Source organism: Pedobacter sp. GSP4 (assembly GCF_051857575.1).
Classification (GTDB): Bacteria; Bacteroidota; Bacteroidia; order Sphingobacteriales; family Sphingobacteriaceae; genus Pedobacter.
Map to the genome: position 1 here is coordinate 232633 of NZ_JBPZIR010000005.1, position 26413 is coordinate 259045.

At 40.5% G+C, this 26413-nt stretch carries 14 protein-coding genes and 1 tRNA gene; 13 read left to right on the forward strand and 2 right to left on the reverse strand.

The window, feature by feature from the left end; all coding sequences use genetic code 11:
* Positions 1 to 123: 123 nt before the first annotated feature.
* The 9 genes from ACS5PU_RS15150 (at position 124) to ACS5PU_RS15190 (ending at position 14230) form a co-directional block, all read left to right on the forward strand.
* The gene (locus tag ACS5PU_RS15150) at positions 124 to 1467 is read left to right on the forward strand and encodes a DUF5690 family protein (RefSeq protein ID WP_439459998.1); all 1344 of its coding nucleotides are present in this window, start codon (positions 124 to 126) and stop codon (positions 1465 to 1467) included.
* A gap of 257 nt (positions 1468 to 1724) precedes the next feature.
* Positions 1725 to 2885 carry a TIGR03364 family FAD-dependent oxidoreductase gene (locus tag ACS5PU_RS15155; RefSeq protein ID WP_439459999.1) on the forward strand — a complete coding sequence of 387 codons (1161 nt, stop codon included), beginning with the start codon at positions 1725 to 1727 and terminating at the stop codon, positions 2883 to 2885.
* A gap of 105 nt (positions 2886 to 2990) precedes the next feature.
* Positions 2991 to 6218, forward strand: a complete 3228-nt coding sequence (locus ACS5PU_RS15160) for a SusC/RagA family TonB-linked outer membrane protein (RefSeq protein ID WP_439460000.1) — start codon at positions 2991 to 2993, stop codon at positions 6216 to 6218.
* Between the two features lie 19 nt (positions 6219 to 6237).
* Positions 6238 to 7803 (forward strand): SusD/RagB family nutrient-binding outer membrane lipoprotein, encoded by a 1566-nt coding sequence (locus tag ACS5PU_RS15165; RefSeq protein ID WP_439460001.1) that lies wholly within the window; start codon positions 6238 to 6240, stop codon positions 7801 to 7803.
* A 309-nt stretch (positions 7804 to 8112) separates the two neighbouring features.
* Positions 8113 to 8186, forward strand: a tRNA-Asn gene (locus ACS5PU_RS15170).
* Between the two features lie 50 nt (positions 8187 to 8236).
* Positions 8237 to 8527, forward strand: coding sequence for a GIY-YIG nuclease family protein (locus ACS5PU_RS15175; protein WP_439460002.1), 291 nt, complete (start codon positions 8237 to 8239; stop codon positions 8525 to 8527).
* Between the two features lie 428 nt (positions 8528 to 8955).
* Positions 8956 to 12765, forward strand: a complete 3810-nt coding sequence (locus ACS5PU_RS15180) for a hypothetical protein (RefSeq protein ID WP_439460003.1) — start codon at positions 8956 to 8958, stop codon at positions 12763 to 12765.
* 16 nt (positions 12766 to 12781) lie between these two features.
* Positions 12782 to 13405: a hypothetical protein gene (locus tag ACS5PU_RS15185; protein WP_439460004.1), complete on the forward strand. Its 624-nt coding sequence runs from the start codon at positions 12782 to 12784 to the stop codon at positions 13403 to 13405.
* A 345-nt stretch (positions 13406 to 13750) separates the two neighbouring features.
* Positions 13751 to 14230 (forward strand): hypothetical protein, encoded by a 480-nt coding sequence (locus ACS5PU_RS15190; RefSeq protein ID WP_439460005.1) that lies wholly within the window; start codon positions 13751 to 13753, stop codon positions 14228 to 14230.
* A gap of 1367 nt (positions 14231 to 15597) precedes the next feature.
* Here ACS5PU_RS15190 and ACS5PU_RS15195 read toward each other — a convergent pair.
* A complete protein-coding gene (locus ACS5PU_RS15195) occupies positions 15598 to 16011 on the reverse strand; it encodes a VOC family protein (protein WP_439460006.1) in 414 nt (137 codons plus the stop codon).
* A gap of 285 nt (positions 16012 to 16296) precedes the next feature.
* Here ACS5PU_RS15195 and ACS5PU_RS15200 point away from each other — a divergent pair, with 285 nt between their 5' ends.
* Positions 16297 to 17652, forward strand: coding sequence for an alkaline phosphatase family protein (locus ACS5PU_RS15200; RefSeq protein WP_439460007.1), 1356 nt, complete (start codon positions 16297 to 16299; stop codon positions 17650 to 17652).
* Between the two features lie 63 nt (positions 17653 to 17715).
* Here ACS5PU_RS15200 and ACS5PU_RS15205 read toward each other — a convergent pair whose 3' ends face one another.
* Complete coding sequence (locus ACS5PU_RS15205; protein ID WP_439460008.1) at positions 17716 to 19023, reverse strand: hypothetical protein; 1308 nt, start codon at positions 19021 to 19023, stop codon at positions 17716 to 17718.
* A 166-nt stretch (positions 19024 to 19189) separates the two neighbouring features.
* On the opposite strand from ACS5PU_RS15205, the gene ACS5PU_RS15210 reads away from it, so the two are divergent.
* From ACS5PU_RS15210 to ACS5PU_RS15220, 3 genes are all read left to right on the forward strand, one after another.
* Positions 19190 to 22234 (forward strand): SusC/RagA family TonB-linked outer membrane protein, encoded by a 3045-nt coding sequence (locus ACS5PU_RS15210; protein WP_439460009.1) that lies wholly within the window; start codon positions 19190 to 19192, stop codon positions 22232 to 22234.
* A gap of 61 nt (positions 22235 to 22295) precedes the next feature.
* On the forward strand, positions 22296 to 23978 hold the full coding sequence (locus ACS5PU_RS15215; protein ID WP_439460010.1) for a RagB/SusD family nutrient uptake outer membrane protein: 1683 nt from the start codon (positions 22296 to 22298) through the stop codon (positions 23976 to 23978).
* 44 nt (positions 23979 to 24022) lie between these two features.
* Positions 24023 to 26410, forward strand: coding sequence for a hypothetical protein (locus ACS5PU_RS15220; RefSeq protein ID WP_439460011.1), 2388 nt, complete (start codon positions 24023 to 24025; stop codon positions 26408 to 26410).
* Positions 26411 to 26413: the final 3 nt, after the last annotated feature.

Sequence of the window (26413 nt, forward strand, 5' to 3'; positions counted from 1 at the left end):
ATAACTTGCATTTTGTTTACTAATAATAAACAATGTTTACTATTGTGGAGTAAATGAAATGGAGTATGATGCCAATAGATATGGTGCTGTTTAAGGTAGCATTGAATAACAATCCAGTTAACCATGAACCTGCTTAGTATAGCCCGCAAAAAAGCACAGTATTGGCCTTATTGGTTAATTACCCTGCTTGGTGGTATGGCAGCTTTTGGCTGTTACACCAGTATGTATGCTTTCCGAAAAGCATTTGCTTCTGCTACTTTTGAGCATCAGGAGTTTCTGCATGTAGATTATAAGGTTTGGCTGGTGGTTGCGCAGATGGTCGGTTATACGCTAAGCAAATTTTATGGCATCCGCTTTATTTCCGAATCGGGCAAAAGCAACCGTGCCAGGAGCATTATTGGCTTAATTGTATTTTCGTGGCTGGCGCTATTGGGTTTTGCATTGGTGCCGGCGCCCTATAATATTGTTTTCCTCTTTTTAAATGGTTTTCCGTTGGGTATGATATGGGGTTTGGTGTTCAGTTATCTCGAAGGACGTAAAACAACCGAATTTATGGGGGCGTTAATGTCTATCAGTTTAATATTTGCTTCGGGCTTTGTTAAAACGATGGCCCGTACGCTGATGTTTTTTGGTGGGGTAAGCGATTATTGGATGCCCTTTTTTACAGGGCTGGTTTTTCTGCTTCCCTTGCTCTTTTTTGTGTTCTGTTTAGAAGTGGTGCCGCCACCATCAAAAGAAGACCGGGTTTTGCGTACCGAGCGCGTACCCATGGACGCCAAGCAGCGCAGGCAGTTTATGGGTACGTTTTTACCGGGCATTTTGTTAACCATCATTATTTATGTACTGCTTACCTGCATACGCGATATGCGCGATAATTTTGAGGTCGAAATATGGAACGGCCTGGGTATTCACAACAATCATATTTATACGCAGATAGATACGCTTATTTCGGTAGTGGTACTGGTGATGATGGCCATGCTGATCCTGATTAAAGATAACCTTAAAGCTTTTACGGTGATCCATATCATGATTATTGGCGGCTGTTTACTGGTTGGATTGAGTACCGTTCTTTTTGATAAGGGCTATATTAGTGCGGTTAGCTGGATGGCTTTACTGGGAATGGGACTTTATATGGCTTATATTCCGTACAATGCCATTTTCTTTGAGCGGATGATTGCCAATTTCCACTACAAAAGCAATATTGGCTTTATTATGTACGTGGCCGATTCGATTGGTTATGTAGGTAGTTTTTCGGTACTGATGCTGCACGAATTTGGCGAAACAGAGTTAAGCTGGATGCACTTTTTTAAACAATGTCTTATTGCTGTGCCTTTAATAGGTGGTGTATGTGGCATCCTTTCGCTTATTTATTTTAGGCGTAAAACGTTTACTGCGAATAAAAAGATAAAGGCAAGCGGGCGTGTGGTTTTTGAAGATGCCGTCATTTCGAGTAATAATCAAGGCTAAGGCCTGAAAAAATGGGATGAGGTTTTGAACTTATATGCTCTCGTATTTCGTAAATGGTAAGAAAAACATGATGATTATCAATTATTTACGTAATGTGATTATAAATAAAACTCACCTCAGCCCGTCATCTCGATCCGATAACTATCGGATCGAGATGACGGCCAATTTATTAAATTGTCATCCTGAGCGTAGTCGAAGGATCTTCAATCAACACTAATACAGATGCCTTTTTAAGCATCTTAAAAAATAAAACAAACATGAATAAACATTTCGATCTTATTGTAATTGGGGGCGGTATATTAGGTACTTTTCATGCCTACCACGCTTTGCTTGCGGGTAAATCTGTACTGCAGTTAGAAAAAGACAATTATCCGGTAGGGGCTACCGTGCGCAATTTTGGGCAGGTGGTACCTTCGGGCATGGAAGCCGAGTGGTTTGAATATGGCGTGGCGGGATTGGAGATCTATAAATCCATTCAGCAGGAATTTGATATTTCTGTGCGCAACAATGGCAGTGTTTACATTGCTTCTGACGAGGATGAACAAACACTGATCCATGAGCTGAAAGCCCATTACGATACCTTGGGTTACGAAACCACCTTGTTGGATCAAGCCGCAATCCTTAAAAAATACCCGGCCATAAAAGCCAGTTATGCAAAGGAAGCTATATTTTTTCCGCAGGAAATAAGTGTAGAACCCGAACTGATGATTTACCGCCTGCACCAATATATGCAGGCTAAGTTTGCGGATTATCAGCTGCAATACAACAGTCCGGTAATGGCCTGCGAAAGTAAAGGTGATGGGGTAGAAGTAGGTTTGCGAAATAACAGTACTGTTTTTACCGCCGAAAAAGCGATTATCTGCAATGGATACGAATTTAAACTGCTTTACCCGGAGCTTTTTAGCGAGAGTGGTATTGTGGTGAGTAAATTGCAGATGATGCGTACAGCCCCTATGCCCGATGTAGTTCTGGCGGGTAATATTTTAACCGGACTTACCACCAGGCGTTACGAAAGCTTTGAGCACTATTGCCCTTCGTTTAAAACCATCAAAACCCCTGACCATTACGATGAACTTAAAAAATGGGGCATTCACATCCTGTTTAAGCAGGCGGCAGATAACAGCATCATTATCGGCGATTCGCATGTTTATGCCGATGTAAACCATTTCGATGATCTGGGCTTCAATCTGAGTCATCACATTAACCAATTAATGCTCGATGAAGCCGCAAGGATAGTTAATTTCGATGTGCGAAAGCTGCAAACTACCTGGGCCGGTTTTTATCCACAGCACCCAACCAAGCACATTGTAACCTACGATTTAGACGACCGCATCCACATCCGTACCGCTATTGGCGGCAAGGGGATGACGGCCAGTGCCGGTTATGCGGCAGAAAGCATTAAAAAAATATTCTGTTAACAAATACTAAACAAAATCATGGTGTTTTGTTAACTAAAAGTTGGCATTAGGCTAACATGCACATCTTAATATTGCATCTATAAACCTTAAAAATTTTATAGATAAATGAAACATCTCTACAAGATGAAGATGTGCATGATAGCTTTACTGCTGTTATGCCTCACGCCTTATTTTACATGGGCGCAAACAAAAATAACAGGTCTGGTTAAAGACGATGCACAGCAGCCTATTCCAGGTGTAAGTGTAATGGTAAAGGGAAGCAAAAAGGCTACTTCTACCGATCTTTCGGGCCGCTTTAACATTGATGCCAAAACCGGCGAAACTTTGGTGTTCAGCTCTATTGGCTTTCTTCCGCAGGAAATTCAGCTCAGCGGAACCAACCTTACCGTAACCTTAAAAACCGATTCGAAAAACCTTAACGATGTAGTGGTAACCGCTTTGGGCATCCGTAAAGAAAAACGGAACCTGGGTTATGCCATTCAGGAGGTTAAGGGTGCCGATCTGGTAAAAGCAAGAGAAGCCAATCCGGTTAACGGTTTGGTGGGCAAGGTGGCCGGCCTAACTGTAGGTGTATCATCCGAGCTTTTGGGCCGCTCATCGCTTTACCTACGCGGTAACGACGTAAACCTGGTAGTGGTAGATGGTGTGCCGATCAATTCGGATACCTGGAATATCAATCCTGATGATATTGATACCTACACGGTGCTTAAAGGCCCTGCTGCTGCGGCATTGTACGGCTATCAGGCTTATAATGGAGCCTTGTTAATTACCACCAAAAAAGGGAAGCTGAGCGAAAAGGGCTTTGTTGTAGAGCTGAATTCGAGCACACAGTTTAACAAAGGTTTTATAGCCCTGCCTAAAAGCCAGGATGAGTACGGACCGGGCGAACACAGTGCCTATGCTTTTGGCGATGGAAAAGGCGGTGGCTTAAACGATGGCGATTACGATATCTGGGGGCCGAAGTTCGAAGGTCAGCTGATTCCGCAGTATGATAGCCCAATTGTAAACGGTGTGCGCCAGGGTACGCCTTGGGTAGCCCGCGGAAAAGACAACTTAAAGCGTTTTATCCAAACAGGTTTGCTTTCTGCCAACAATATTGCCCTATCATCGGCTACCGATAAGTATAACCTTAGGGTATCTATTTCCAACAATTATCAAAAAGGGATTATCCCCAATACACAGCTCAATATTAATAATTTTAATGTGAGTGGTGCCTATAATATCAGTCCTAAGTTAAAGGCCGAAGCTTATATCAATTATAGCCGTCAGTTTTCTGATAATATCCCTGATGTAAATTATGGCCCGAACAGCGTAATTTACAACATGACCCTTTGGGGCGGTGCCGATTGGGATATTGGCGACATGAAAAATTACTGGCAGGCAGGTAAAGAAGGTATCCAATCTATTTACGCCGAGTACCAGCGCTACCACAACCCTTATTTTATGTCGTACGAATGGTTGCGCGGGCACAAAAAGAACGATATTAACGGTTATGCATCCTTAAACTATAACCTTACCAAGGGTTTGGATGTAATGCTGAAAACGCAGATCTCTACCTACGATCAGTTAAGAACGGAGAAAATGCCTTTCTCTGCACATCCTTACGGACGTGAAGAAGGCCTGGGCGATTATCGCGAAGACCGCAGAAGTATGTTCGAAAACAATACCCAATTGATTTTAAAATTCAATAAAAACGTTGGCGACCTGTTCGAAATCAGTGCCTTTGGCGGTGGTAATGCGCGTAACTTTAGCTACAACTCTAGCTTTACCACAACCGATTACCTGAACGTACCGAATGTGTACAACTTCTCCAATTCCAAAAATCCGGTTAAGGCCTTCAACTTCAATTCCAAAATGTTGGTATTAAGTGCCTTTTACTCATTCGATATCAGCATTAAAAAATACCTGAACATCAATACCACGGGCCGTGTCGATCAAAACTCAGCACTTCCGCCAAGTAATAATTCAGCGTTTTATCCATCGGTTTCATTAAGTTCAGTGGTATCCGATTACGTAAAAATGCCAGCTTTCATTTCCTTTGCAAAGCTAAGGGCCTCGTACGCCAATGTTAAAGATCCAGGCTTGGGCACACAAGAATATATTGGTGCAACGCCATTGCAAACTTATCCGATAGGTTATGGTGCCGAATATTCATCTTCGTATGGTGGTCCGGGTTATGGACTTTCATCGCCCTACAGCGTTAGGCCAACCTACAACAACCAAACGGGTGCCTATTATACCAATAACCTTATCGATTTAAATGCAGTTAAGGCACAAAGCCGGACCAATTATGAAGGCGGTATCGACCTTAAATTCCTGAAAAACCGATTGGGTTTCGAAGCTACTTATTTCCGCTATATTGATGGACCTAAAATTATCAGACAGAACATTTCGCCAGCTACAGGTTATCAAACCAATACCATAAACGGACGTAAAACACAGAACAGTGGTGTGGAGCTAAGCTTATCGGGTTCGCCGGTGCTCACCGATAAATTTGGCTGGGATGTAATGGTGAACTGGTCTACCTATAAGCAGATTTACAAAGAACTTGCCCCGGGAGAAACTTCGGTTGACCAGTTCTTTAAGGCTGGAGACCGTATTGATAATATTTATGGTACTGTACTGGCCAAAACACCAAGTGGCCAGGTGATCCATACCTCGAGTGGTACGCCAATTTCGTTGCCGGTTAACCAATTGCTGGGGCATGCCGATCCGAACTGGGTGTGGAGCATCAGCAACAAATTCAGGTATCAGAATTTCTCTTTCAGCTTCCAGTTAGATGGTAAAGTGGGCGGTGTAATGCAAGATTATGTACGTTTGAAATCGTTTCAGGGCGGTAGGCAGATTGAAACCATCCAGGGTAAAATGGGTGAGGCCCGTTACCAGGATTATGTGCACGTAAACGATCCAAATTATAAAGGTACCTGGGTAGGCGATGGTATGGTGGTAGCCAATGGGGCAAAGATCAATTTCGATCCGGTTACAGGTGTAATTACCAATTATGGGGACCTTACTTTTGCCCCAAACACTACCCCGCAACTGCTGCAAGATTACCTGGGTGTTTTTTATGGTGCAAAAGAAAACACCATGATGAGCCGTACCTATGCTAAACTGCGCGAAGTAACCTTTGGCTATCAGTTACCTAAAAAGCTATTGGCCAATACTTTTATCCGCTCGGCAAATGTATCGGTAGTGGGCCGTAACCTGCTTTATTTTATCAATTCTACCTATAACGATGTGGATGTAGACCAGTATTCGGGCAGGGAGGGTACTTCGACCTTACAAACCCCAACTACCAGAAGTGTAGGCTTTAACCTGAACGTTACTTTCTAGTACATCAAAATCTAAGATCATGAAATCAATATATAAAATCCTATTTATCTGCATCGCTATGGTTGTAGCCACAGGATGTAAGAAAGAATTTGAACAGAACTTCCAAAACCCAAACCAGGCCGAGCACGTTCCGCCCAATTTATTGCTGAACGGTATTTTGTACGATATGTACGAGGCGCCTTTCTCGGGCACCGAACGCTGGAACCAGTACACTGCAGCCAACTATTTTTATTACGCCACCAATAACTACGATTGGACCGGTGCTTCTTTAGATTATACCACGCTAAAAAATGTGGTTAAAATGGAAGAAGAAGCCAACCGCCTGGGTGGCGAAGTAACCAAGCCTTACCTGGCCCTGGCCAAGTTTTTTAAGGCTTACTTTTTTGTAAAGATGAGCTTAAAGGTGGGCGATTTGCCCATGACAGAAGCTTTAAAGGGCTTTGCCAACCTTACCCCCAAATACGATACGCAAAAAGATATCTTTAAGCAATCGTTAAGCTGGTTAGATGAGGCCAACAATAATCTGGCTACGCTTATTTCTGCGGGCAACAAAGAGTTGAAGGGCGATATTTACCTTAAAAACGACCTACTGGCCTGGCAAAAAGTAGTGAATACCTTTAAGCTTAGGGTTTTGATCCAGTTGAGCAATAAGGTAGATGATGCCGACCTACAGGTGAAACAGCAATTTGCAGCCCTACTGGCTAACCCTACCAAATACCCGGTAATGGACAGCATGACGGATAACCTGCAGTTTGTATACAACGAAAGCTTTAACAAGTACCCGAACAATAAGGATAACTTTGGTAACGATGCTTTGCGTTACAACATGGCCGGTACATATTTAAACACGCTTTCGGCACTTAAAGACCCAAGGGCTTACATGGTGGCCGAACCTGCAAGGGGAATTGCCGAAGCCAATGGTTATGCCCTTACCGATTACCGCAACTTCGTGGGCGCAAGCTCTGGCGAAGATCAAGGGGTGATGTTGGATAAGGTGCAGAAAGGATTGTATTCGCTTATTGGCCGTTTCCGCTATTATAGTGGGTACACTGCCGAAAATACTTTTATTATTGGCTACCCTGAGCTTTGCTTTATTAAGGCCGAAGGTATTAACCGTGGCTGGGCTAGCGGCGATGCGGAAAGCTGGTATAAAAAAGGCATACAGGCGTCTATTGGTTTTTATGGTATACACGATGGCAGCAATACGGTTACCTTTTTGAAAAAGGATGGTAAACTGGGCGAATTTGAAACCTACACCGTTAATTTTTCTTTCGAGAACGATTACTATGCACAAACTGCTGTGAAATATGCAGGCAATACCGCTGATGGTTTAAAGCAGATCCTGACCCAAAAATACCTGGCCTATTTCCGTAACTCGGGTTTTGAAGCCTATTATCAAAACCGCCGTACAGGGGTTCCCGAATTCTTAACCGGACCGGGTACGGGCAATAGCCAAAGGATACCGAAGCGTTTTCAATACCCTGATATTGAACGTACCACCAATGGCGAAAACCTTAAACAGGCTTTAACCCGCCAATATAGCGGTACAGATGATATTAATCAGGCCCCGTGGATTGTTAAATAGCTTTTCTTAACTGTTTGGTAATCAGTTTGAAAATAATAAAATGGCCTTTCTGATAAAAAGAAAGGCCATTTTGTTTGATAATATTTGGAATATTTCTTGCATAAATAGTTAAAAAGCACTAATATTGCACTCCCAAAACGAACAAGGGTATAAGATACTGCAAAGTATGCACCATTCGTTGAAGGAAACAACCAGCAATCCTTCTTAGCTCAGCTGGTTAGAGTCCCGATTCATCGGGATTAATCAGAGGGAAGAAACGGTCAAAGGATTTTGATCAGTAATAATGAAACAACCAGAATAAATAAATATTCCTTCTTAGCTCAGCTGGTTAGAGCATCTGACTGTTAATCAGAGGGTCGCTGGTTCGAGCCCAGCAGAGGGAGCTTCGAAAGCCTTACAATGAAATTGTAAGGCTTTTTTTGTACATTTAGTGATGTACTATCTTTATATTCTATACTCAGCCTCTTCGGATAAATATTATATTGGATATAGTAATGATCCCAACAGACGCCTACAAGAACATAATTCTACTGATAGAGTAACTTATACTTCAAAATACCGCCCATGGGTATTGGTTAAAGCAATAGTTATATCCGAAACGAGAAGTTTTGCTATGAAAATTGAAAAAACTATTAAAAGAACAAAAAGTAGAAAAATAATTTCAGAAACAAATAATATAGATGAATTAGCTCAGCTGGTTAGAGTCCCAATGAATTGGGATTAATTAGAGGGTCGCTGGTTCGAGCCCAGCAGAGGGAGCCAAAAAGCCAACTTTCGAGTTGGCTTTTTTCGTATACGGCCGGGCGAGAAGTTTATCCCGATTTTATATCGGGGAGCCCAGCAGAGGGAGCAACTATCCTGCTGTCATTCTGAGCATAGCGAAGAATCTTTTTTTATTTTAAGCAGTTATACAGCCCTTCGACTACGCTCAGGGTGACCTCGGGCGCCTGTGCTCCGTGTCTTCTGTGTTTCCGTGGCTATTTTAAGCAATTTGCCAATTTAAGATACTTCGCTGCGCTCAGCATGACAAATTAGTTTCTTTACGGAATGATATAGAAAGGGGAGAATTTAATATCAATTTCATCTTGTAGGAGTTTTAAATTTTAGATATAAAGCCTAATTTAGACAGATCAAAATTACATTCGACGCTCAATGAAATTGAAAGTGTTTTACTCTTGGCAAAGCCAAACAGATCAGAGTTATAATAGGTTTTTCATAAAAGCCTGTCTTGAAAAAGCCCTTCAAAGGCTTAATACAATTCCTGAAACAGCTGATATTTCATATCATCTTATTGACAGTACAATGGAGGAACCCGGTACTCCATCTGTAGCTGATAAAATCATCAAAGAAATCATTCCCTCTGTTGATATATTTATAGCTGATATTTCAGTGGTTAATCAGATAGGTTTTTTTAGTCAGTTATTTAAACCTAAAAACTATAGACCATCAGTTAACCAGAATGTTCTGATTGAATTTTCAACGGCAATGAGTGAATTGGGTAATCAACGTGTTATCCATATCATGAATAACCAGTATGGTACACCGGAAGGGTTACCATTTGATATTCATCATTTAAAATATCCAGTTACTTATATTGCAAATTCACGTAAATCTTTATTGGATGCAGAGGAAAATCTAATAGATTCTCTGACAAAAAAGCTAAAATTATGTTCGGAGTTTTGCCTGCAATTTTACAGAAATCGATTTTCTCCTCTAAAAGCTTGGAGTAACTGGGAATCAATTATCTCTAACAACACTTATATTTCTAATGCAAAAATTGCTGAGTTAGCAGAAAATATTTATAAATCTGCAGATCAGCCAGGCTCAATTATGAGATTAGTCGGCTTATCTGGTTTAGGAAAAACCAGAATACTATTTGAGCTTTTTCGACCTATGGATGATTTATTATCTAAAAAAAGATCAGGTAGAGTACTTTTTTATGACTGTAATGATGGTACGGATTTTTCCATCAAAGAAATTATTGAAAGAGTGATCGAAGAAAAAAATGAATACATATTGATTCTAGATAATTGTCCACCAGATTTTTGTCGGCGTTTAAAGCCAAATATTCAAAGCGCGGATAGTAAGGTTTCTTTAATTGCAATAGATAATAATCCTGAAGAGTTGTCTAGTAAAATTGATGGTGTGATTTACTTGTCTTTAGATAAGAAAGATTTATCAGATGTTGTTGAACACATTGTAAAAACTGATTTTCCTGAAATGAAGGAAGATCAAATTAAGAAAATTCATGAATTCTCACAAGGTATTCCGCTTATGGCAGTATTATTAGGGGAAAGCATTCGAAATGGTGAGAAATTTGTCGGAAGATTGGAAGATAAGGATTTACTGGATAAATTACTCGGAAAATTTGCTGAAGATAAAGAAGTAAGAACATTGTTGCAATCAAGTGCGTTGTTCATGAACTTTGGACATGAAGAAGAGTTGGAGCCACAATTTGATTTTATTGCAACCAATAGAGATTTAACTGTTACCGATAATTCTGAAGCGGTCAGTAAAAAATTATTTCGTCAAATAATAAATCATTACATTGATCGACAGATTTTTGAGAAGAAAGGTCGAACCATAGGAATGCGGCCATTTCCATTATCAATTTATCTTACGAGAGAGTGGTTGGATACAGTATCTTCACAAACAGTCATAAATCTCTTGAACGCCATTGCTGCATTGGGTCAGCCACATCAAAAAAACCTTTCAGAAGCAATTGCAGAACAAATGCGTCATTTGGGGTATGATAATAATGCAAGGACTATTATTGAAAAAATTACTGGGCACGGAAGCCCTTTCGGTAGCGCGGAAGTTTTAAATACAGAGCTGGGTTCACGCCTCTTTCGCGCATTCGTTGAAGTGAATCCAGAAACTATTGCCGATACATTAGATAGGATTTTTTCCTCTCTTTCGGATGATGATATAAAATTAATGGTAAAGGGAAGACGAAACCTAGTAACAGTCTTAGAAAAACTTTGCTTTAATTATTCTACCTTTCAACAGGGTGCAAAATTGCTATTTCGGTTTGCAATTGCGGAAAATGAGACTTGGGCAAATAATGCGACAGGACAATTTCTTCATTTATTTAATATTATGCTTGCGGGTACCGAAGCAAAACCTGTAGATAAAATAAATATTATAGATTGGGGGCTGACCCAAAAGAGCTCATCATATCAAGATTTATCTATTAAGGCGATGGGTAACGCTCTTAATTATGGTTCATTTGTAAGAATGGGAGGAGCTGAAGTGCAAGGTAGTCGTAGTCTTGAGGATTATCGCCCATATAAAAAAGAGGTCTACGACTATTGGCAATATGTTTTGAATAATCTTTTATCGATTATAATAAATAATGATGATAAAAGAGAACTCGCTTATGAAGCGCTGATTCCAAAACTTCGAAATCTGGTACGTGCCGATTTTCCTGATCTTTTGAGCAACAATATTGAGCCCTTATTGAAAGTTTCTGGTGATAAAACTGATAATATATTGCAACAACTTAAACTAATACTAAAATATGATGCTAATCATTTAACAGACAATGTTGAAAATTATATCAAAGATCTTATAACAAAGTATAAAAAAGACGATTTCTATTCTAAATATAAGAGAATGATCAAAAATTATCAATTTGACTATTCGGAAGATCATTCACAAGAAAGAGTTAATAAAGAAATCGAAGGGTTGGCTCAACTATTTATAGAGAGTGATCTTGATTGGTATGCATCAATTCCAGCTTTTTTTGAGCATAGCCAATACGGTGTGAATATATTTGGACGAAGCTTAGCTAAGCAACTGATAAAAAATAATTTGCTCACAAGATTTATTGAATCAACTTCTGAAGTGTTATTAAATAAGTCTCGAAACGAAGTTAATCTATCTCTGCTAGGGGGGATAGCATCGGAAGCTGGTGAAGATTATGCTGATGAGATTGAACAATTCTTTATCAATAAGAATGGTCAAGAATATATATTATTTTACCTAAGGTCACTTAGGCATGCTAGTTTTGAAAAAACGAATGATTTATTTGAACTTGTAAATACTAATCAAGCTAGTATAGAGGAATTTGAAAATTTCGCTTACAATGGACGTTTCACGAATGATTTGGAAAAAGTAAAAACTTTCGTTAAGCGTATTGAAAAATATGGTCGGGCAGGAAATATAATAGCATTTAAAACACTTTTTAATATATCTTTTCAAGAAGAAGCTTCCCGTGATAAGGTATTACCCTTATTACGAAATTGCATATTGACCATTGGCACGATCCATACTGATCATGAAATCGATGAGTATCAATGGTGGGAAACCATTAAACATATATTAACAATTAATGAAGATAATGAGTTTGCTAGGTCCGTTAACAGAAATATTATTGAATCTATAGATTGGAAAAATTCTTACCATTTGGATCATTATGTTCAAGAAGTGTATGTGGTAATGTTGAAAAAATATTTTGATATAATTTGGCCAGATTTGTCCACTAATTTGATATCCACAGGTGAAAATTATATTAAATTCTTTGGGCTTAAGCATATTCTTGGCTCATCAATTGGTGGAGTTAGAAGATCTATAGGTGTACTTTTTGATGGTAATATTGAAAAGATTTTTGAATGGGCAAATTTGAATCAACCACTTGCGCCATCAAGGCTTGCGGAATTGGTGCCGATTTTCGGAACTAAAATTAGGGATGAAAATATAGTTTGGCACCCTGCAGCTGCGAAGTTATTGAATCAGTTTGGTGAAAACATGGATGTGTTAAATAATCTAGATACTAATCTGGGTAGTTTTTCATGGACAGGATCTGTTGTGCCATATTATGAAGCTCAATTAAAACTGATGAAATTAATAGACGATCACCCAATTGCTTCAGTTGCTAAATGGGCCAATGAGAAAATTAAAAGTCTTAAAATCCAGATCTCAGCTGAAAAAAATCGGGATGCGGAATGGGATATTAGATAATAAATTTAAAATAACAATGCAATACGGATTTCTTTACGCCATTATAAATTATATCGTTAATAACTTAAAGTGGCTTAACTTAGTAGAATATTTCAAACTTAGTTCGCACTTCTTTATAAAAAATGCATCTCCTTCCGATGACGAAAAAAAGAAGGCTGAACGAATCGCTGTTGATGTTTTCATAACTCTTAAATGGATTTATGTATTCTTAATTGTATTCTTCAAATGGAATTTTTCTATTATGTCCATCACCTTGTGGTATTTGATTGTGACAAACGCCTATACCTATTTTTATTTTCATGTGTGGGACAAAGTATCAATGGATCCAGATAAATTTGAGATCACACGTGTTAGACGACGGTTTATGAATTTAATGCTTGCGGTTGGATTCTCGAATGTTTCTTTTGCGTGTTTATATAAGTATAGATATTATGATAACTTTCAATGGTCTGATATGACTAATTCATTTAGTGAAGCGCTATGGTATAGCTTTTCGAATTCAATCACGGCAAGCTATGCTCCAGTTTCTGCTTGTGATGATATGGGTGTGCGAATTTCACTTATTCAATTGTTTTTCAGCTTTGTGTTTTTAACAATAATATTGGCTAAATCGATGCCGGCAACAACATCAACTACTTAAGTTTATCAAAATAAATTTCTTGATCCCGCTTACGAAAGGAATGAATTTTAATCACTCCTTATTATTAACACTTGTGCATTAGATATCTCCACTGCAAATTTTTCCAAAAAAACATTTCTCTTTTCTCTCCATTTAGTTATATTTAATCCCATAATCATCTCTATACACAGATCATTATCCGCGAGCCTTCCAATGGCTGAATGATCTACACACATCCCACATTTTTTTTAAAAACAATTAAAGCCTATAGGCTGATAAATGGCTGTATACGGCAATTTATTTTGCTGGTGGCTTTAAAAAGATTAACAATTAATAAAGGGTTTAACTAAAAAAACTAATCTACCGATGAGTTTAAGCAACAGGATTTCGACCGAAATCACCACAGAACAAGCAGCAGCTATTGCAGCCGCATTTGAACAATTAAAAACAGCTTTAGCACCAGTTTTAACCATCAGTTTAACTGCCGAAGAAAGAGTATCGACCCTGAAGATGGGCGATAAAACCATAGCTTTTGTAAACAAAACACTCGAGTATGTGGCACAAAACCCAGCTTTAGTGCCTGTATACATCGATTTGAACGAGGCAAAAAAAGACAATAAACTGGCTTCCGATATTTATGCCATTTATCAACAGTTAAGTACCCTTTTGCGCGCCATGGAAGATACCGGCATGGTAGCAGGCAGCGAAGCTTATGAGGCAGCGCTGGTTATTTATCATTCCATAAAAGGGGCAAGCCGTTCTAATATTCCGGGTACGCAGGCCATGCATGATGATTTAAAACAGCGTTTCCCAAGCAGAGGGAAGAAGATTGATATTAGTCAGTAAACCATCTGTTTAAAAAATGGCTCAGTAGCCTTTAATTTTATCTCGGGGCGCCAATTAGGCGCCCCAAGTGCTTTGAAGGAATTGCTGAGCTTTTAAAGTTCGGCGTCGAAGCATTTAGGTGGGTCGACGGTGATTGGAGCTAGGTGGGCGGAGCTTTTAGGTTCGCTGTCGAAGCATTTAGGTAGGTCGACGGTGCTCAGAGCTAGGTGCGCGGAGCTTTTAGGTTCGGCGTCGAAGCATTTAGGTGGGTCGACGATGCTCCGAGCTAGGTGGGCGGAGCTTTTAGGTTCGCTATCGAAGCATTTAGGTGGGTCGACGATGCTCCGAGCTAGGTTGACGGAGCTTTTAGGTTCGGCGTCGAAGCATTTAGATAGGTCGACGGAGCTCAGAGGTCGGTGGGCGGAGCTTTTAGGTTCGCTATCGAAGCATTTAGGTGGGTCGACGATGCTCCGAGCTAGGTGGGCGGAGCTTTTAGGTTCGCTGTCGAAGCATTTAGGTGGGTCGACGGTGCTCCGAGCTAGGTGGGCGGTGCTTTTAGGTTCGCTGTCGAAGCATTTAGGTGGGTCTACAGTGCTCTGAGGTAGGTGGGCGGAGCTTTTTAGGGGATCTGTTCAGTATAATGTGCCATAAACGACAAATCGACTCCCCACTCTCCATATTTTCTGTATTTCTGTAATTGTTTTTGAGCGATCGATCGATTTAAGATAATTTACTGCGCTCTGCATGACAAAATACGATGAAGGCACATTAGCAATCTGTGTTAATCTGTGTGTATCTGTGGTTAAACTGGCGCCTGAGTTCCGTGTTTTTTGTGTTTCCGTGGCTGTTTTTGAGCGATTTGCCAATTAAGATGCTTCGCTGCGCTCAGCATGACAGGGTACCCGTACCGATAAAGCGTTTGCATCTGCGTAAATCTGCGTTCCTTTTCTGCGGCATCTGCGGGAAAAAGGGCTGCTAATTTTCCCGCAGATTGAAAAGGATAAAAAGCGCAGATCTACGCAGATTTTAACACTAGGATACCATCGACTACGTCAGATAGCTCTCGGGACATGTTGACACTGAGCGCAATAGTTCTCCGTGTTAATTTGTGTACATCTGTGGCTAAAGCAGCTCCTGCACTCCCTGTCTTCTGTATTTGCGTTTCTGTTTTAAGCGATTTGTCGATCTGAGATGCTTCGCTGCGCTCAGCATGACAAAATACGATGAAAGCACATTAGCCATCTGTGTGTATCTGTGGTTAAACCGGCGTCTATGCTCCGTGTCTTCTGTGTTTCCGTGGCTATTTTAAGCAATTGGTGGATTTAAGATACTTCGCTGCGCTCAGCATGACAAACCGAGCGTTAATATATGTACCAGCACAATGTCCACTATTTCTGATGCTCAGGCATGCCGTTCGGGTCCATCCATACATATTCCCAATGGTGGCCATCCAAGTCATCAAAACTGTGCTGATACATAAATCCATAATCTGTAGCTGGGTTCGGTACTGTAGCACCTGCAGCCACAGCTTTATCTACCATTTCGTTAACAGCTTCCTTACTATCGGCCGATAAGGCGATTGAAGTTTCTATTGCTTTACTGGTATCTACAATTTCTTTTGTGGTAAAGGTTTGGAAAAAGGTTTTGGTGAGCAGCATAATGTAGATCGTATCGCTGATGATCATACAGGTTGCCTTTTCGTCGGTAAATTGTGGATTAAAAGTATAACCAAGCTTAGTGAAAAATGCTACTGATTTGTCTAGGTCGCTAACAGCCAGGTTAACAAAAATTTGAGTTGCCATATTTGTTTTTGATTTAGTTTATTCAAAGGTATAGGAATGCAGCTTACTTGCCCACGTGCAAAAACGACAAGTTAAGGGGTTAAACGCGACTGGTTATTTTTAGCCGTTTAGGTTACTAGTTAAACGTGTAACCGATGTGCAAAGGCTGATAAAAGCTAGCTAAAATCTCATCATACAGTCTGTTTTCTGCCATCAGTGAAAGTTAAACTTAACCTTTTCTTAATATTTATCAAACTTTAAAGGTACGTTGGCCAAATACCTTTGCCGCAAAACTAAATATTGAAGATGAAAAAAATAGGTGCACTAATTGCCATGTTATGGCTTTCGGTGGGGTATGTATCAGCACAGGAAAATCATGTAGTACTGATCAGTATAGATGGCTTAAGGCCCGAATTTTATTTAGATCCGCAATGGGGAATGGTTAATGTGCGCCAGGCCATGCAAAATGGTGCTTACGCAGAAGGTGTTAGGGGAAGTTTTCCTACGGTAACCTATCCTTCTCACACTACTATCGTAAGTGGAGTATTGCCGGCAAAACATGGTATTTACTACAATACCCCGGTAGAGCCTTTGGGTATTTCGGGCAAATGGTTCTGGTATTATAAAGATATTAAAGTGCCTACCATATGGACAGCTGCGAAAGATGCAGGCATAACTACTGCAGGTGTAAGCTGGCCGGTAACCGTTGGTGCGCCTATCAACTATAACCTGCCAGAATACGTTATCCTTCCACAGGGTAAAGGCGAAAAAAAGGATGAAATTAAGGCCATGCTGCAAGAGTCTAATCCGAAAGAACTTTTTCAGGAAGTGCAGGATTATGCCATTGGTAAATTTGGCGAGTACGGTGCTTCGATTGATTTTTTTACCAGCGACCAGAACAAATCGAGAATGGCAGCTTACATCCTGAAGCGTTATAAACCTGGCTTTTTAGCTTTACATATTGCGCTTCTGGATCATTTTGAGCACGAACAGGGCCGTGATGGAGATAAAGTACGATCGGCCATAGTAGGTGCTGATGTGGCCATTAAAACCATTATGGATGCCGCAGAAGTAGCTGGGATTAGTAAGAACACAACTTTTATTATTACCGGCGACCACGGTTTTGTTGATATCCACACGCAGTTTAAACCAAATGTAATGCTGAACAAACTCGGCTTATATGATGATGCGAACAAAGAAGGCTGGAAAGCTTATTTTCAGCAAAGTGGAGGATCTGCATTTTTACACCTTCGCGATCCAAAAGATAAAACAAGTGTAGCCAAAATAACGCAGGCACTGGCACAGCTTCCTGAGGGCATACAGCGCATGTTCCATGTATTGGATAAAGAAGCCTTAACCAAAGCGCAGGGCGATCCGAATGCGGCATTGGCTTTGGCTGCAAACCAGGGTTTTAGCTTTGGCGCATCGGCTACAGGCGAAATGCTGGCGCCAGCAAGTGGTGGTACGCATGGCTATCTGCCTACCGATTTTAAAGAAATACAAACAGGTTTTGTGGCTTTTGGTAAAGGAATTAAGGCCGGTACTGCTTTGCCATTAATCGGTCAGGAAGATATTGCCCCCCTTATTGCGAAACTTTTAAACCTGAGCCTTAAAACGGATGGTGTACTTTATCCGGGTATATTGGCTCCGGTAAAGAAGTAATTGAATAATTTTAATAGGTCAAAAACAGCCGTTGTTCCTTTTTTGGGATCACGGCTGTTTTTTTTAGAAGCTTTCGCCGGTACTTAAATCCGTTAAGCGAAATTTTTGAAAGCTGCCTATACCCGAAAACATAATATTTACCCCCATAATCTTTCCTATTGGTTTATGGTAATTGGTTTTGTATACCTGTTTATTATCTATAAAGAGGCTTACCATCTTGTTTTTTACAAGGAATTTTAACCTGCCGCCATGGCTCAGATCGTGGCCAAAAGATCTCAGGTCATAATTATTGCCATCCTTTCCATTTTCTGAAAATTGATATTTGGTCCAAACGGTGCATTCGGGCTTTATGATACTGAAAAAATGCCTGTCTTTTTCGCCGTAAACATTAATATCTACCTGCGAGCATCTTACCCCAGCCCTCCTGGCCGAAGTATTGAGCTGTGCCGAAAGCTCAAAATTATCACCACTGATGCTACTGGGTTTGATGTTCGAAAAAGCAATGAAAAAAGTATGTAATGTATCTACCCCAGCATGTAGTGCTTCTTGTGCGCTAATGGCAATTACCTGCTTTTTATCCATATCAGCAGCTGTAACCGGATAAACCCTTGTGGTATCGAACTGGTTAAAGCCCGTAACATCCCAGCCTTTGGTTTGGAGGTAAACATAGGCCGTATCAATCACTTTTTTTTTATAGAATAACTGTGCATAATACCTACCAGGCGATTCATAATAATGGTTCAGTAGGCTATCGGTAAAGTAGCTCCGCTTGGCTCTCCCATCGCCAAATTCGATAGCAAAACGGTTTATCGAATCGGGTATGCTTTTTGGTGCTTCCAGTTTAAAAATTGCAGAATGCGGACTAATCCCTTCGGGGTTGATGCATTTCAGCTTAATGTTAGTGATCACATCATCTTTGTTTCCCGGTATTAATACAATAATGGTTAAAATAAATGCAATGCCTAAAAATGCGGCAAGCATCAGCCAGCCTGCACCAGTTTTTTCTTGCTCGTGCTCTGGAATACTTTCTGCTGTTTTAACCACTACAATTGGCTGCTCGGGACGAACGAGGTTTCTGAATTCAAATTCGTACCAGTCTCTGTAGCCGATAAATTGTGCGAGTGCATCGCGGGTAGCCTTTTGCGGGTAATACCGCTGTGATGTTTTGGCCTTGCCGAAAATTCTTTTGAGTGTGCTTTCGCTCAGTTGAATCTTTGTTTTTCTCGATAGCAACCCGCTGAGCCTAACATAATCACCATTTGTCCATTCCGAAATGTATTTTTCGCCCACTTGTTCAGCAATCTTTTGGCAACAAATATCTAGTTGCTGAAAGAAAATTGAATTTTCAGCCTGTTCAGAATGAGTTTTCATTTTGTGTAACTGATTGTTTTATAGTTGATTATGTTGTTTAAAATATTGACCAGCAGTTTGCATAGGCTTGGGATGATTAAGGTCATAAAACCATATCTAAATTTACTCAATCAAACAAACAATCAGGTTGGTAAATAACAACCTTTTTTAAACTTAACCAAATATAATGAAAAGAAAATTACTCCTACTGGCGATGTTTTTAGGGCTGCAGTACGCCGCCATCGCGCAGAACAAGAAGGCTTCGGGCAAGGTAATTGATGCCGTAACTAAGCAGGCGCTATCTGGTGTTAATATTGCTGTTCCAAGCATCAAACTGGCAACCAGTACCAATGCTGATGGGCTTTTTAGCTTCGATGTGCCTGCTGATACCAAAGCCATTTTTTTAAGCTATGTGGGTTATCAGGATCAGGTAGTTCAACTTACCGGGCAACCCATGCAAATTGGTTTAATGGCCGATAGTAAAGAGCTAAACACAGTTGTTGTGGTAGGATACGGCACCCAGAAGAAAAAAGATCTAACAGGATCGATTACCAGTATAAGCGCCAAAGATGTGGGTGGCCGGCAGACCCTGCAGATATCTGAAGCTTTACAGGGCAGCGTACCTGGCTTATCTTCTACAAGAACAAGCGGAGCACCGGGCAGTAGTTCTACCATATTAATCAGGGGTATTACTACCATTGGTACAAACAGCCCATTGGTTATCGTGGATGGTGTGCCAGGTAACATTGATAATGTAAATCCAAATGATGTAGAAAACATAACCGTATTAAAAGATGCTGCATCAGCTGCCATTTATGGTTCGAGGGGGGCTGCTGGTGTGATATTGGTAACAACCAAAAGAGGATTAACCGGTCAAAGTAATTTCGAATACAACTATGAGTATGGTGCCCAAAAAGCAACGGCCTTACCAAAATATGTTGGTGTTGTAGATTACATGAAGTATATCAATGAACAGGTTACAAATGACGGTGGGAGTAGCGGGCCATATCCCCAAGCAACAATCGATAATTATTTAGCAAATAATGCTTTAGATCCTGATAAATATCCCAATACCGACTGGCAAAATGCTATACTGAGCAACAGCACCGCTCCACGTCAGCGCCATGGCCTGGTTTTTACCACCGGTACTGATAAAATTAAATCGAAGGCATCATTTGATTATAGTGAAGCAGGGGCATTTTACGATAACAGAAATTTTAACAGGTACTTGTTCCGCATAAATAATGATTTTAAGGTAAGTGAAAAATTTAATGCCAATCTGGATGTTAATTTTAGCAGGACAACAAATAATGGAAATGGCAATGAATTAAGTGGTTATAATCCCATTTACGAATCGCGTGTTATGCCACCAATTTATGATGATGTTTACAATAATGGGGATCTGGCTTTTGGTAAAGATGGCAGAAATCCTGTTGCTCAAATAAAAAAGGGGGGCTTTCAGCAAAACCGTGCAAATCAGCTGGGAGCACGGATGGCTTTAAATTATAAACCAATTAAGGGTTTTACTTTAACGGCATTGGTTGCGCCAACTTTTGATTTTAACAAAGGCAAAAATTTTTCAAAACAAATAAAGTTTAATAATCCCGATGGAACGGTAAGTACAGTTGTTAACCAGGCCCGGACCATTTTAACTGAAGGACGTACAGAAAACTTTACCATAAACGGGCAGTTGCTTGCTAATTATACGAAAACCATTGCTAATAATCATAACCTGGATGTGTTGGTTGGTTATGAAGAAAATTATAGAAATACCGAGAGTTTAGGTGCATCAAGATCAGGATTTTCTTTAACTGATTTCCCATATCTAAATACCGGCAGCACAGAGCTCAGAGACAATAGTGGTAATTCAAATGAATCAGGTCTCCATTCTTTTTTCGGCCGTTTACAGTATAATTATAACAATAAATACTACCTGCAGGGTAATATCCGTTCCGATCAGTCGTCGCGTTTTGCTGCTCAATTCCGCACCGCTGTTTATCCTTCAATATCAGGTGGATGGGCAATAAGTGAAGAGGATTTTATGAAGGATATTAAATGGCTGTCCTTTTTAAAAATAAGAGGAGGGTGGGGCCAAGCGGGTAACGAACGTTTGTTAGACCGAAATAATAACCCGGCCTATTATCCTTATCAGGCCACTTTAGATTTTACCAATGCCTTATTTTATCAAAATGGGGTTGTAGTGCCGCTAAGCGGTGCTGGCCAACAGGTTTATGCTGTCGAAAACATTACGTGGGAAACCAGTCAAACCACCGATTTTGGTTTGGATGCAGCTTTTTTAAATAACCGCCTTAGCTTATCGGCATCCTATTATAAAAAGAAAACATTCGATATTTTATTGCCTTTGGATATTCCCCTTTACATCGGATACGATAAACCAAATCAAAATGCAGGAACCCTTAATGTTAAGGGATTTGAATTGGAGTTAAACTGGAAAGATAAGATCGGAGAAATCAACTACAGCATTGGTGCAAATTTATCAGATGCCAAATCAAAAATAGGTGATTTAAAAGGTACACAGTTTCTTGGCGATCAGATTATCAGAACAGGAAGCGAGTACAACGAATGGTTCGGTTATAAATATAGCGGCATTTTTCAGAATGCAGCAGAAGTTGCGGCTGGGCCAGTTGCCAACACCAATACAAAACCTGGTGATTTTAGATATGTAGATACTAACAATGATGGCAGAATAACCCCTGACGATAGGGTATTATTAGGCGGGGCTTTACCGAGGTACCAGTATGGAGGTAACATTAGGGCCGATTACAAGGGATTCGATTTTAGTTTGGTTTTTCAGGGTATTGGCAAAAAACTAAGTCGTTTAAATAGCGAAGCCATCAGGCCTTTTGCCGAAGCTTTTGGTAATGTACCTCAGGATATTGTTGGGAAATTCTGGAGTTTAAGTAATACACCAGATCAAAACTTGGCAGCCTTTTATCCAAGATTGTCCAATACATCCGGAAGCAATAACTATGCTTTATCTGATCATTATTTGATCAGTGGTTCCTATTTCAGGCTAAAGAACATCACTTTGGGCTATAGTTTAAAAGAGGAGTGGACTAAAAAGATAGGCATTAAAGGCTTAAGGATCTACATTTCTGGCAACGATCTGTTTTCGGCCAGTAAATTTCCAAAATATCTAGATCCCGAGGGGGGCGATTATGCCTACCCAATTGTTTCTACTGTATTGGCAGGCGCAAGAATTAACTTCTAAATCAATTACCATTGATAATTAAAATATGATGGTTTCATCATAACTGAAAAACTATATAAAGATGAAAAAGATATGTTTTCTCCTTTTAGCAACATTGGGCTTAACAGCCTGTAATAAGCTAGATTTAAACCCACTTTCAGAAGCAGCAACTGGTACTTTTTATTCCAACCAAACTGAGCTTGAACTCGCCGTAAACGATCTTTACCGATTGGATTTCTGGCAGAACGACAATGAACTGTACAGTGATAACGAATGGCACAGGGGCCAGCTTACAAATGCCGTTATTGGTGGTACAATGACAGCTGAAGACGGTACAGTAAACAACTATTGGCTGATCTGTTATAAAGCCATTGCAAGGGCAAATTCTTTTGTTGCCAATAAGAACAGGGCCGCGGCAAATACCCCTGCTGCCACCATACTAAGGTTAGAAGCCGAAATGAGATTGATCAGGGCCTACCAATATGCAAAATTGATTGCCCATTTTGGAGATGTTCCATTGCTAACCGAGCCCATCGCATTATCGGAAGCCTATGGAATAAAAAGAACCGCTAAGAGCGAAATCTTAAAATTTATTTATACAGAATTAGATTTTGCGGCTTTAAACCTTCCTGCAAGCTATACTACAGCCAGCGTGAAAAGGTTAACCAAAGGTGCCGCATTGGCCATTAAGGCAAGAACTGCATTATATATGGGCGATTATGCGATTGCCCGCGACGCTGCCAAGGCCGTAATGGATTTAGCTTTAGCTGGTAACTATGCCTTAAATCCAAGTTTTTCTCTACTGTTCTTAAAAGCAGGCGAAAGTAGTAAAGAATTGATTGTAAGCATTCCAAGAGAACAGGCCCAGAATGTATCAGGCTCTGCTGCATACGTTCAGGATAATATATCCAGAAATGCCGGCGGTTTCGGTGCCCAGCTGCCTACAAGGGAAATTGTTGATGCTTACGAATGCACCGATGGAAAATTAATTAACGAATCGCCATTATATAATCCATTAGATCCGTTCAAAAGCAGAGACCCAAGGTTAACGGCTACAGTAGTTGAGTTTAATACGTATTGGTTAGGATATAATTATAACCCTCATCCCGATTCGTTACAGGTTTGGAGCAGCAAACTGGGCCGGAAAGTAACGAATAACGATACCCGTAGGGTAGCAGTAAATGCAAGTTTTACTGGTTTCCTTTGGAAAAAGGGAATCGATCAAACCTGGGCCGACCGTTTAACAGAAGATAACGATGCGATCATTATCCGTTATGCCGAAATGTTATTAACCTATGCCGAAGCCAAGGTAGAATTGGGAGATATAGATGCTACGGTTTTAGATGCCATTAATCAGGTTAGGGCCAGGGCTTATGGCGTTACAACAGCACAAACCACACTGTATCCGGTAATAACAAGCACAGATATCACAGAGCTGAGGAAAATTGTGCGTAGAGAAAGACGTGTGGAGTTTGTGAGGGAAGGTTTACGTTATATGGACCTTATCAGGTGGAAATTAGCAGAAAAAGCATTAAGAACACCGGTAATCGGCTTGCCCGATCCGGCTAATCAAAACCGAGCTAAATGGCCTTTCCCAGGTAAAACCCCGATTGATGCTGATGGAATAGCAGATTACTCAGGTTTTGGCGCTGATGTAAAAGTTCTGGTAAACAGAAGTTTCGATAAAAACAAACAGTATTTGTGGCCTATCCCTGCAGTAGAAAGACGCGTAAATAACAACATCACTCAAAATCCAAATTATTAACATCAAATGGCCATAGGGATCCTTATGGCCTTTTAATCCGACACATGAAAAGAAACCTAATATTGAAATTTGGCGCTTTAATCAGTTCAGCTGTTTTTACAGTCCAATTTGCCCATGCTCAAACAAAACCGTTACAGGTAAGTGGTGTTTATCCACACCTGGCCACTTTTAATGAGGGCTGGGAAAAGCAAAATTGGCTGAAAAGCAGCAGTAAAAGCTATGGTGATGGAGGCGAAAATGGCATCGGCGCCATTACACCCTGGGCAGATAAGCTTTGGATGGTAACCTACTCCCCCCACATGCCAAAAGGAAGTTCAGATAAGCTTTACAGCCTTGATAAAGATCTTAATGTTACCGTTCATCCCGAAAGCATTGGCGGTACACCCGCCAACAGGATGATCCATAAAGAATCGAACCAGCTAATTACGAGTAACTACTTTATTAATCAGGAGGGGAAAGTCAGGACTATTCCATTTTCGGCTATGCCCGGAAGGATGACAGCCACAGCACGCCACCTAACCGATCCAGCCAATATGGTCTATTTTTACGATATGGAGGGCATGCTTTATGAAGTTAATGTGAACAGCCTAGCTGTAAATAAATTGTTTAACAAGCCTGTGCCGGGCTGGCACGGTAAGGGTGCTTATACCGCACAAAAGCAACTAGTTGTAGCTAATAATGGTGAAGAAGCGGTGTTTAAACTAACCAAAGACATGCTTGAAGCAGGCGATTTACCAAAAAATGATGAAGAAAAAGGGGTTTTAGCCAGCTGGGATGGCAAAACATGGAAAATAATAGAACGCAAGCAGTTTACAGATGTAACCGGACCGGGTGGTATTTATGGATCTCCTGATGATAAGGCGCCACTATGGAGCATGGGCTGGGATAAACGTTCCGTGATACTTAAATTATTGGATAAGGGGCAATGGTATACTTACCGTTTACCCAAGGCTGCACATACCTACGATCATAGAGGTGGCTGGTATACCGAGTGGCCACGTATACGTGAGGTAGGTAATGGCAAAATGATAATGGATATGCATGGAATGATGTACGACTTTCCTAAAACTTTCTCTAGGAACAATAGCGGTGGTATTTTGCCCATAAATAGTCACCTCCGCTACATACCTGATTTTTGTGGCTGGAATAATCAGATCGTGATTGCCACAGACGAAACCACGGTATTGGAAAATCCACTGGCAGGCCGTGCACAATCTAATCTGTGGTTCGGGCAATTTGCCGATTTAAAAACCTGGGGTACGCCAACAGGTTGGGGTGGGCCATGGGAAAACGATGATGTAAAAGCTAACCAAGCATCTGATGCGTTTTTGGTAAATGGTTTCAATCAAAAAGTATTGCACCTTAAAGCGGATAAAACGGTAGCCATAACCTTGCAGATTGATAAAGCAGGAAATAATAACTGGGAAGATTATAAAACCATTAAACTTAGTGCCAATATATATCAGTATTTTGTTTTTCCGGCTGATTTTAAAGCCACCTGGATACGTTTTAAAGCCAGTGCCGATTGTAAAGCCACGACATTTATTCATTTTACCGGGAAGCCGCAGTCAAGGAAAGAAACACAGTTTAAAGCTTTAGCCGACATAACCGAAAAAGCTGCTATTCAAGCCAATATTATCCGCCCTTCAAATTTCAACAAAAACTTACAGGTATTGAATACTGAGGGCAACAAATACTCAGAAATAGATGAAAAACTTGCTGTAGCAACTAATACAACAGATAGCACAGATCAGATGCTCCGCTTGGGTGCCTTTAAAAAAGGATATACAGTTGATGATGCTTCGGTAATTGTTACAGATAAAACGGGCACATTTCGTCTACCAAAGGGATTGGCCGAATATGAAAATATGCCATACCGTGATAGACGTGAAATTGAGTCGGAAAGATTTATGCTGAATATTGCTGGTACCTTTTATGAGGTTGGTAGAGAAAGTGGATTTGTTGCTTTACGTCCTGTAACTACACACAATAAGAAAATAGTCGATTTTTGTACTTGGAGAGGCTTATTGGTTTTGAGTGGGACAAAAAAAGATGCCCAGCCAGATGGACAATATTTTGGCACCGCAGCTAATGGCCTTTGGTACGGCGGTGTAGATGATCTTTGGAAAATGGGCAAAGCTATAGGTGAAGGAGGTGTTTGGAAAAATACGGCTGTTAAGGCCAACGAGGTTTCATTGCCTTATTTAATGACTGGTTACGATCAGAAATCGGTTAATTTAACAGCTGATAAAGATGCAGATATTACACTGGAGGTAGATTTTGATTTAAGCGGCTTTAACAAGTTTAAAACCATCCATGTGCCAGCAGGCAAAACCATCACCTACAATTTTCCTGCAGGTTTTAGTGCCCACTGGATCAGAGCTGTTTCTAGCCAAAATTGTAAGGCTACTGTTTGGTTTACTTATAAGTAGTTG

What these genes read in the sequence shown, in the direction of transcription:
- ACS5PU_RS15150 (WP_439459998.1), top strand. Translation starts at nt 124, where the DNA reads ATGAACCTGCTTAGTATAGCCCGCAAAAAAGCACAGTATTGGCCTTAT.
- ACS5PU_RS15155 (WP_439459999.1), top strand. Translation starts at nt 1,725, where the DNA reads ATGAATAAACATTTCGATCTTATTGTAATTGGGGGCGGTATATTAGGT.
- ACS5PU_RS15160 (WP_439460000.1), top strand. Translation starts at nt 2,991, where the DNA reads ATGAAACATCTCTACAAGATGAAGATGTGCATGATAGCTTTACTGCTG.
- ACS5PU_RS15165 (WP_439460001.1), top strand. Translation starts at nt 6,238, where the DNA reads ATGAAATCAATATATAAAATCCTATTTATCTGCATCGCTATGGTTGTA.
- ACS5PU_RS15175 (WP_439460002.1), top strand. Translation starts at nt 8,237, where the DNA reads ATGTACTATCTTTATATTCTATACTCAGCCTCTTCGGATAAATATTAT.
- ACS5PU_RS15180 (WP_439460003.1), top strand. Translation starts at nt 8,956, where the DNA reads ATGAAATTGAAAGTGTTTTACTCTTGGCAAAGCCAAACAGATCAGAGT.
- ACS5PU_RS15185 (WP_439460004.1), top strand. Translation starts at nt 12,782, where the DNA reads ATGCAATACGGATTTCTTTACGCCATTATAAATTATATCGTTAATAAC.
- ACS5PU_RS15190 (WP_439460005.1), top strand. Translation starts at nt 13,751, where the DNA reads ATGAGTTTAAGCAACAGGATTTCGACCGAAATCACCACAGAACAAGCA.
- ACS5PU_RS15195 (WP_439460006.1), bottom strand. Translation starts at nt 16,011, where the DNA reads ATGGCAACTCAAATTTTTGTTAACCTGGCTGTTAGCGACCTAGACAAA.
- ACS5PU_RS15200 (WP_439460007.1), top strand. Translation starts at nt 16,297, where the DNA reads ATGAAAAAAATAGGTGCACTAATTGCCATGTTATGGCTTTCGGTGGGG.
- ACS5PU_RS15205 (WP_439460008.1), bottom strand. Translation starts at nt 19,023, where the DNA reads ATGAAAACTCATTCTGAACAGGCTGAAAATTCAATTTTCTTTCAGCAA.
- ACS5PU_RS15210 (WP_439460009.1), top strand. Translation starts at nt 19,190, where the DNA reads ATGAAAAGAAAATTACTCCTACTGGCGATGTTTTTAGGGCTGCAGTAC.
- ACS5PU_RS15215 (WP_439460010.1), top strand. Translation starts at nt 22,296, where the DNA reads ATGAAAAAGATATGTTTTCTCCTTTTAGCAACATTGGGCTTAACAGCC.
- ACS5PU_RS15220 (WP_439460011.1), top strand. Translation starts at nt 24,023, where the DNA reads ATGAAAAGAAACCTAATATTGAAATTTGGCGCTTTAATCAGTTCAGCT.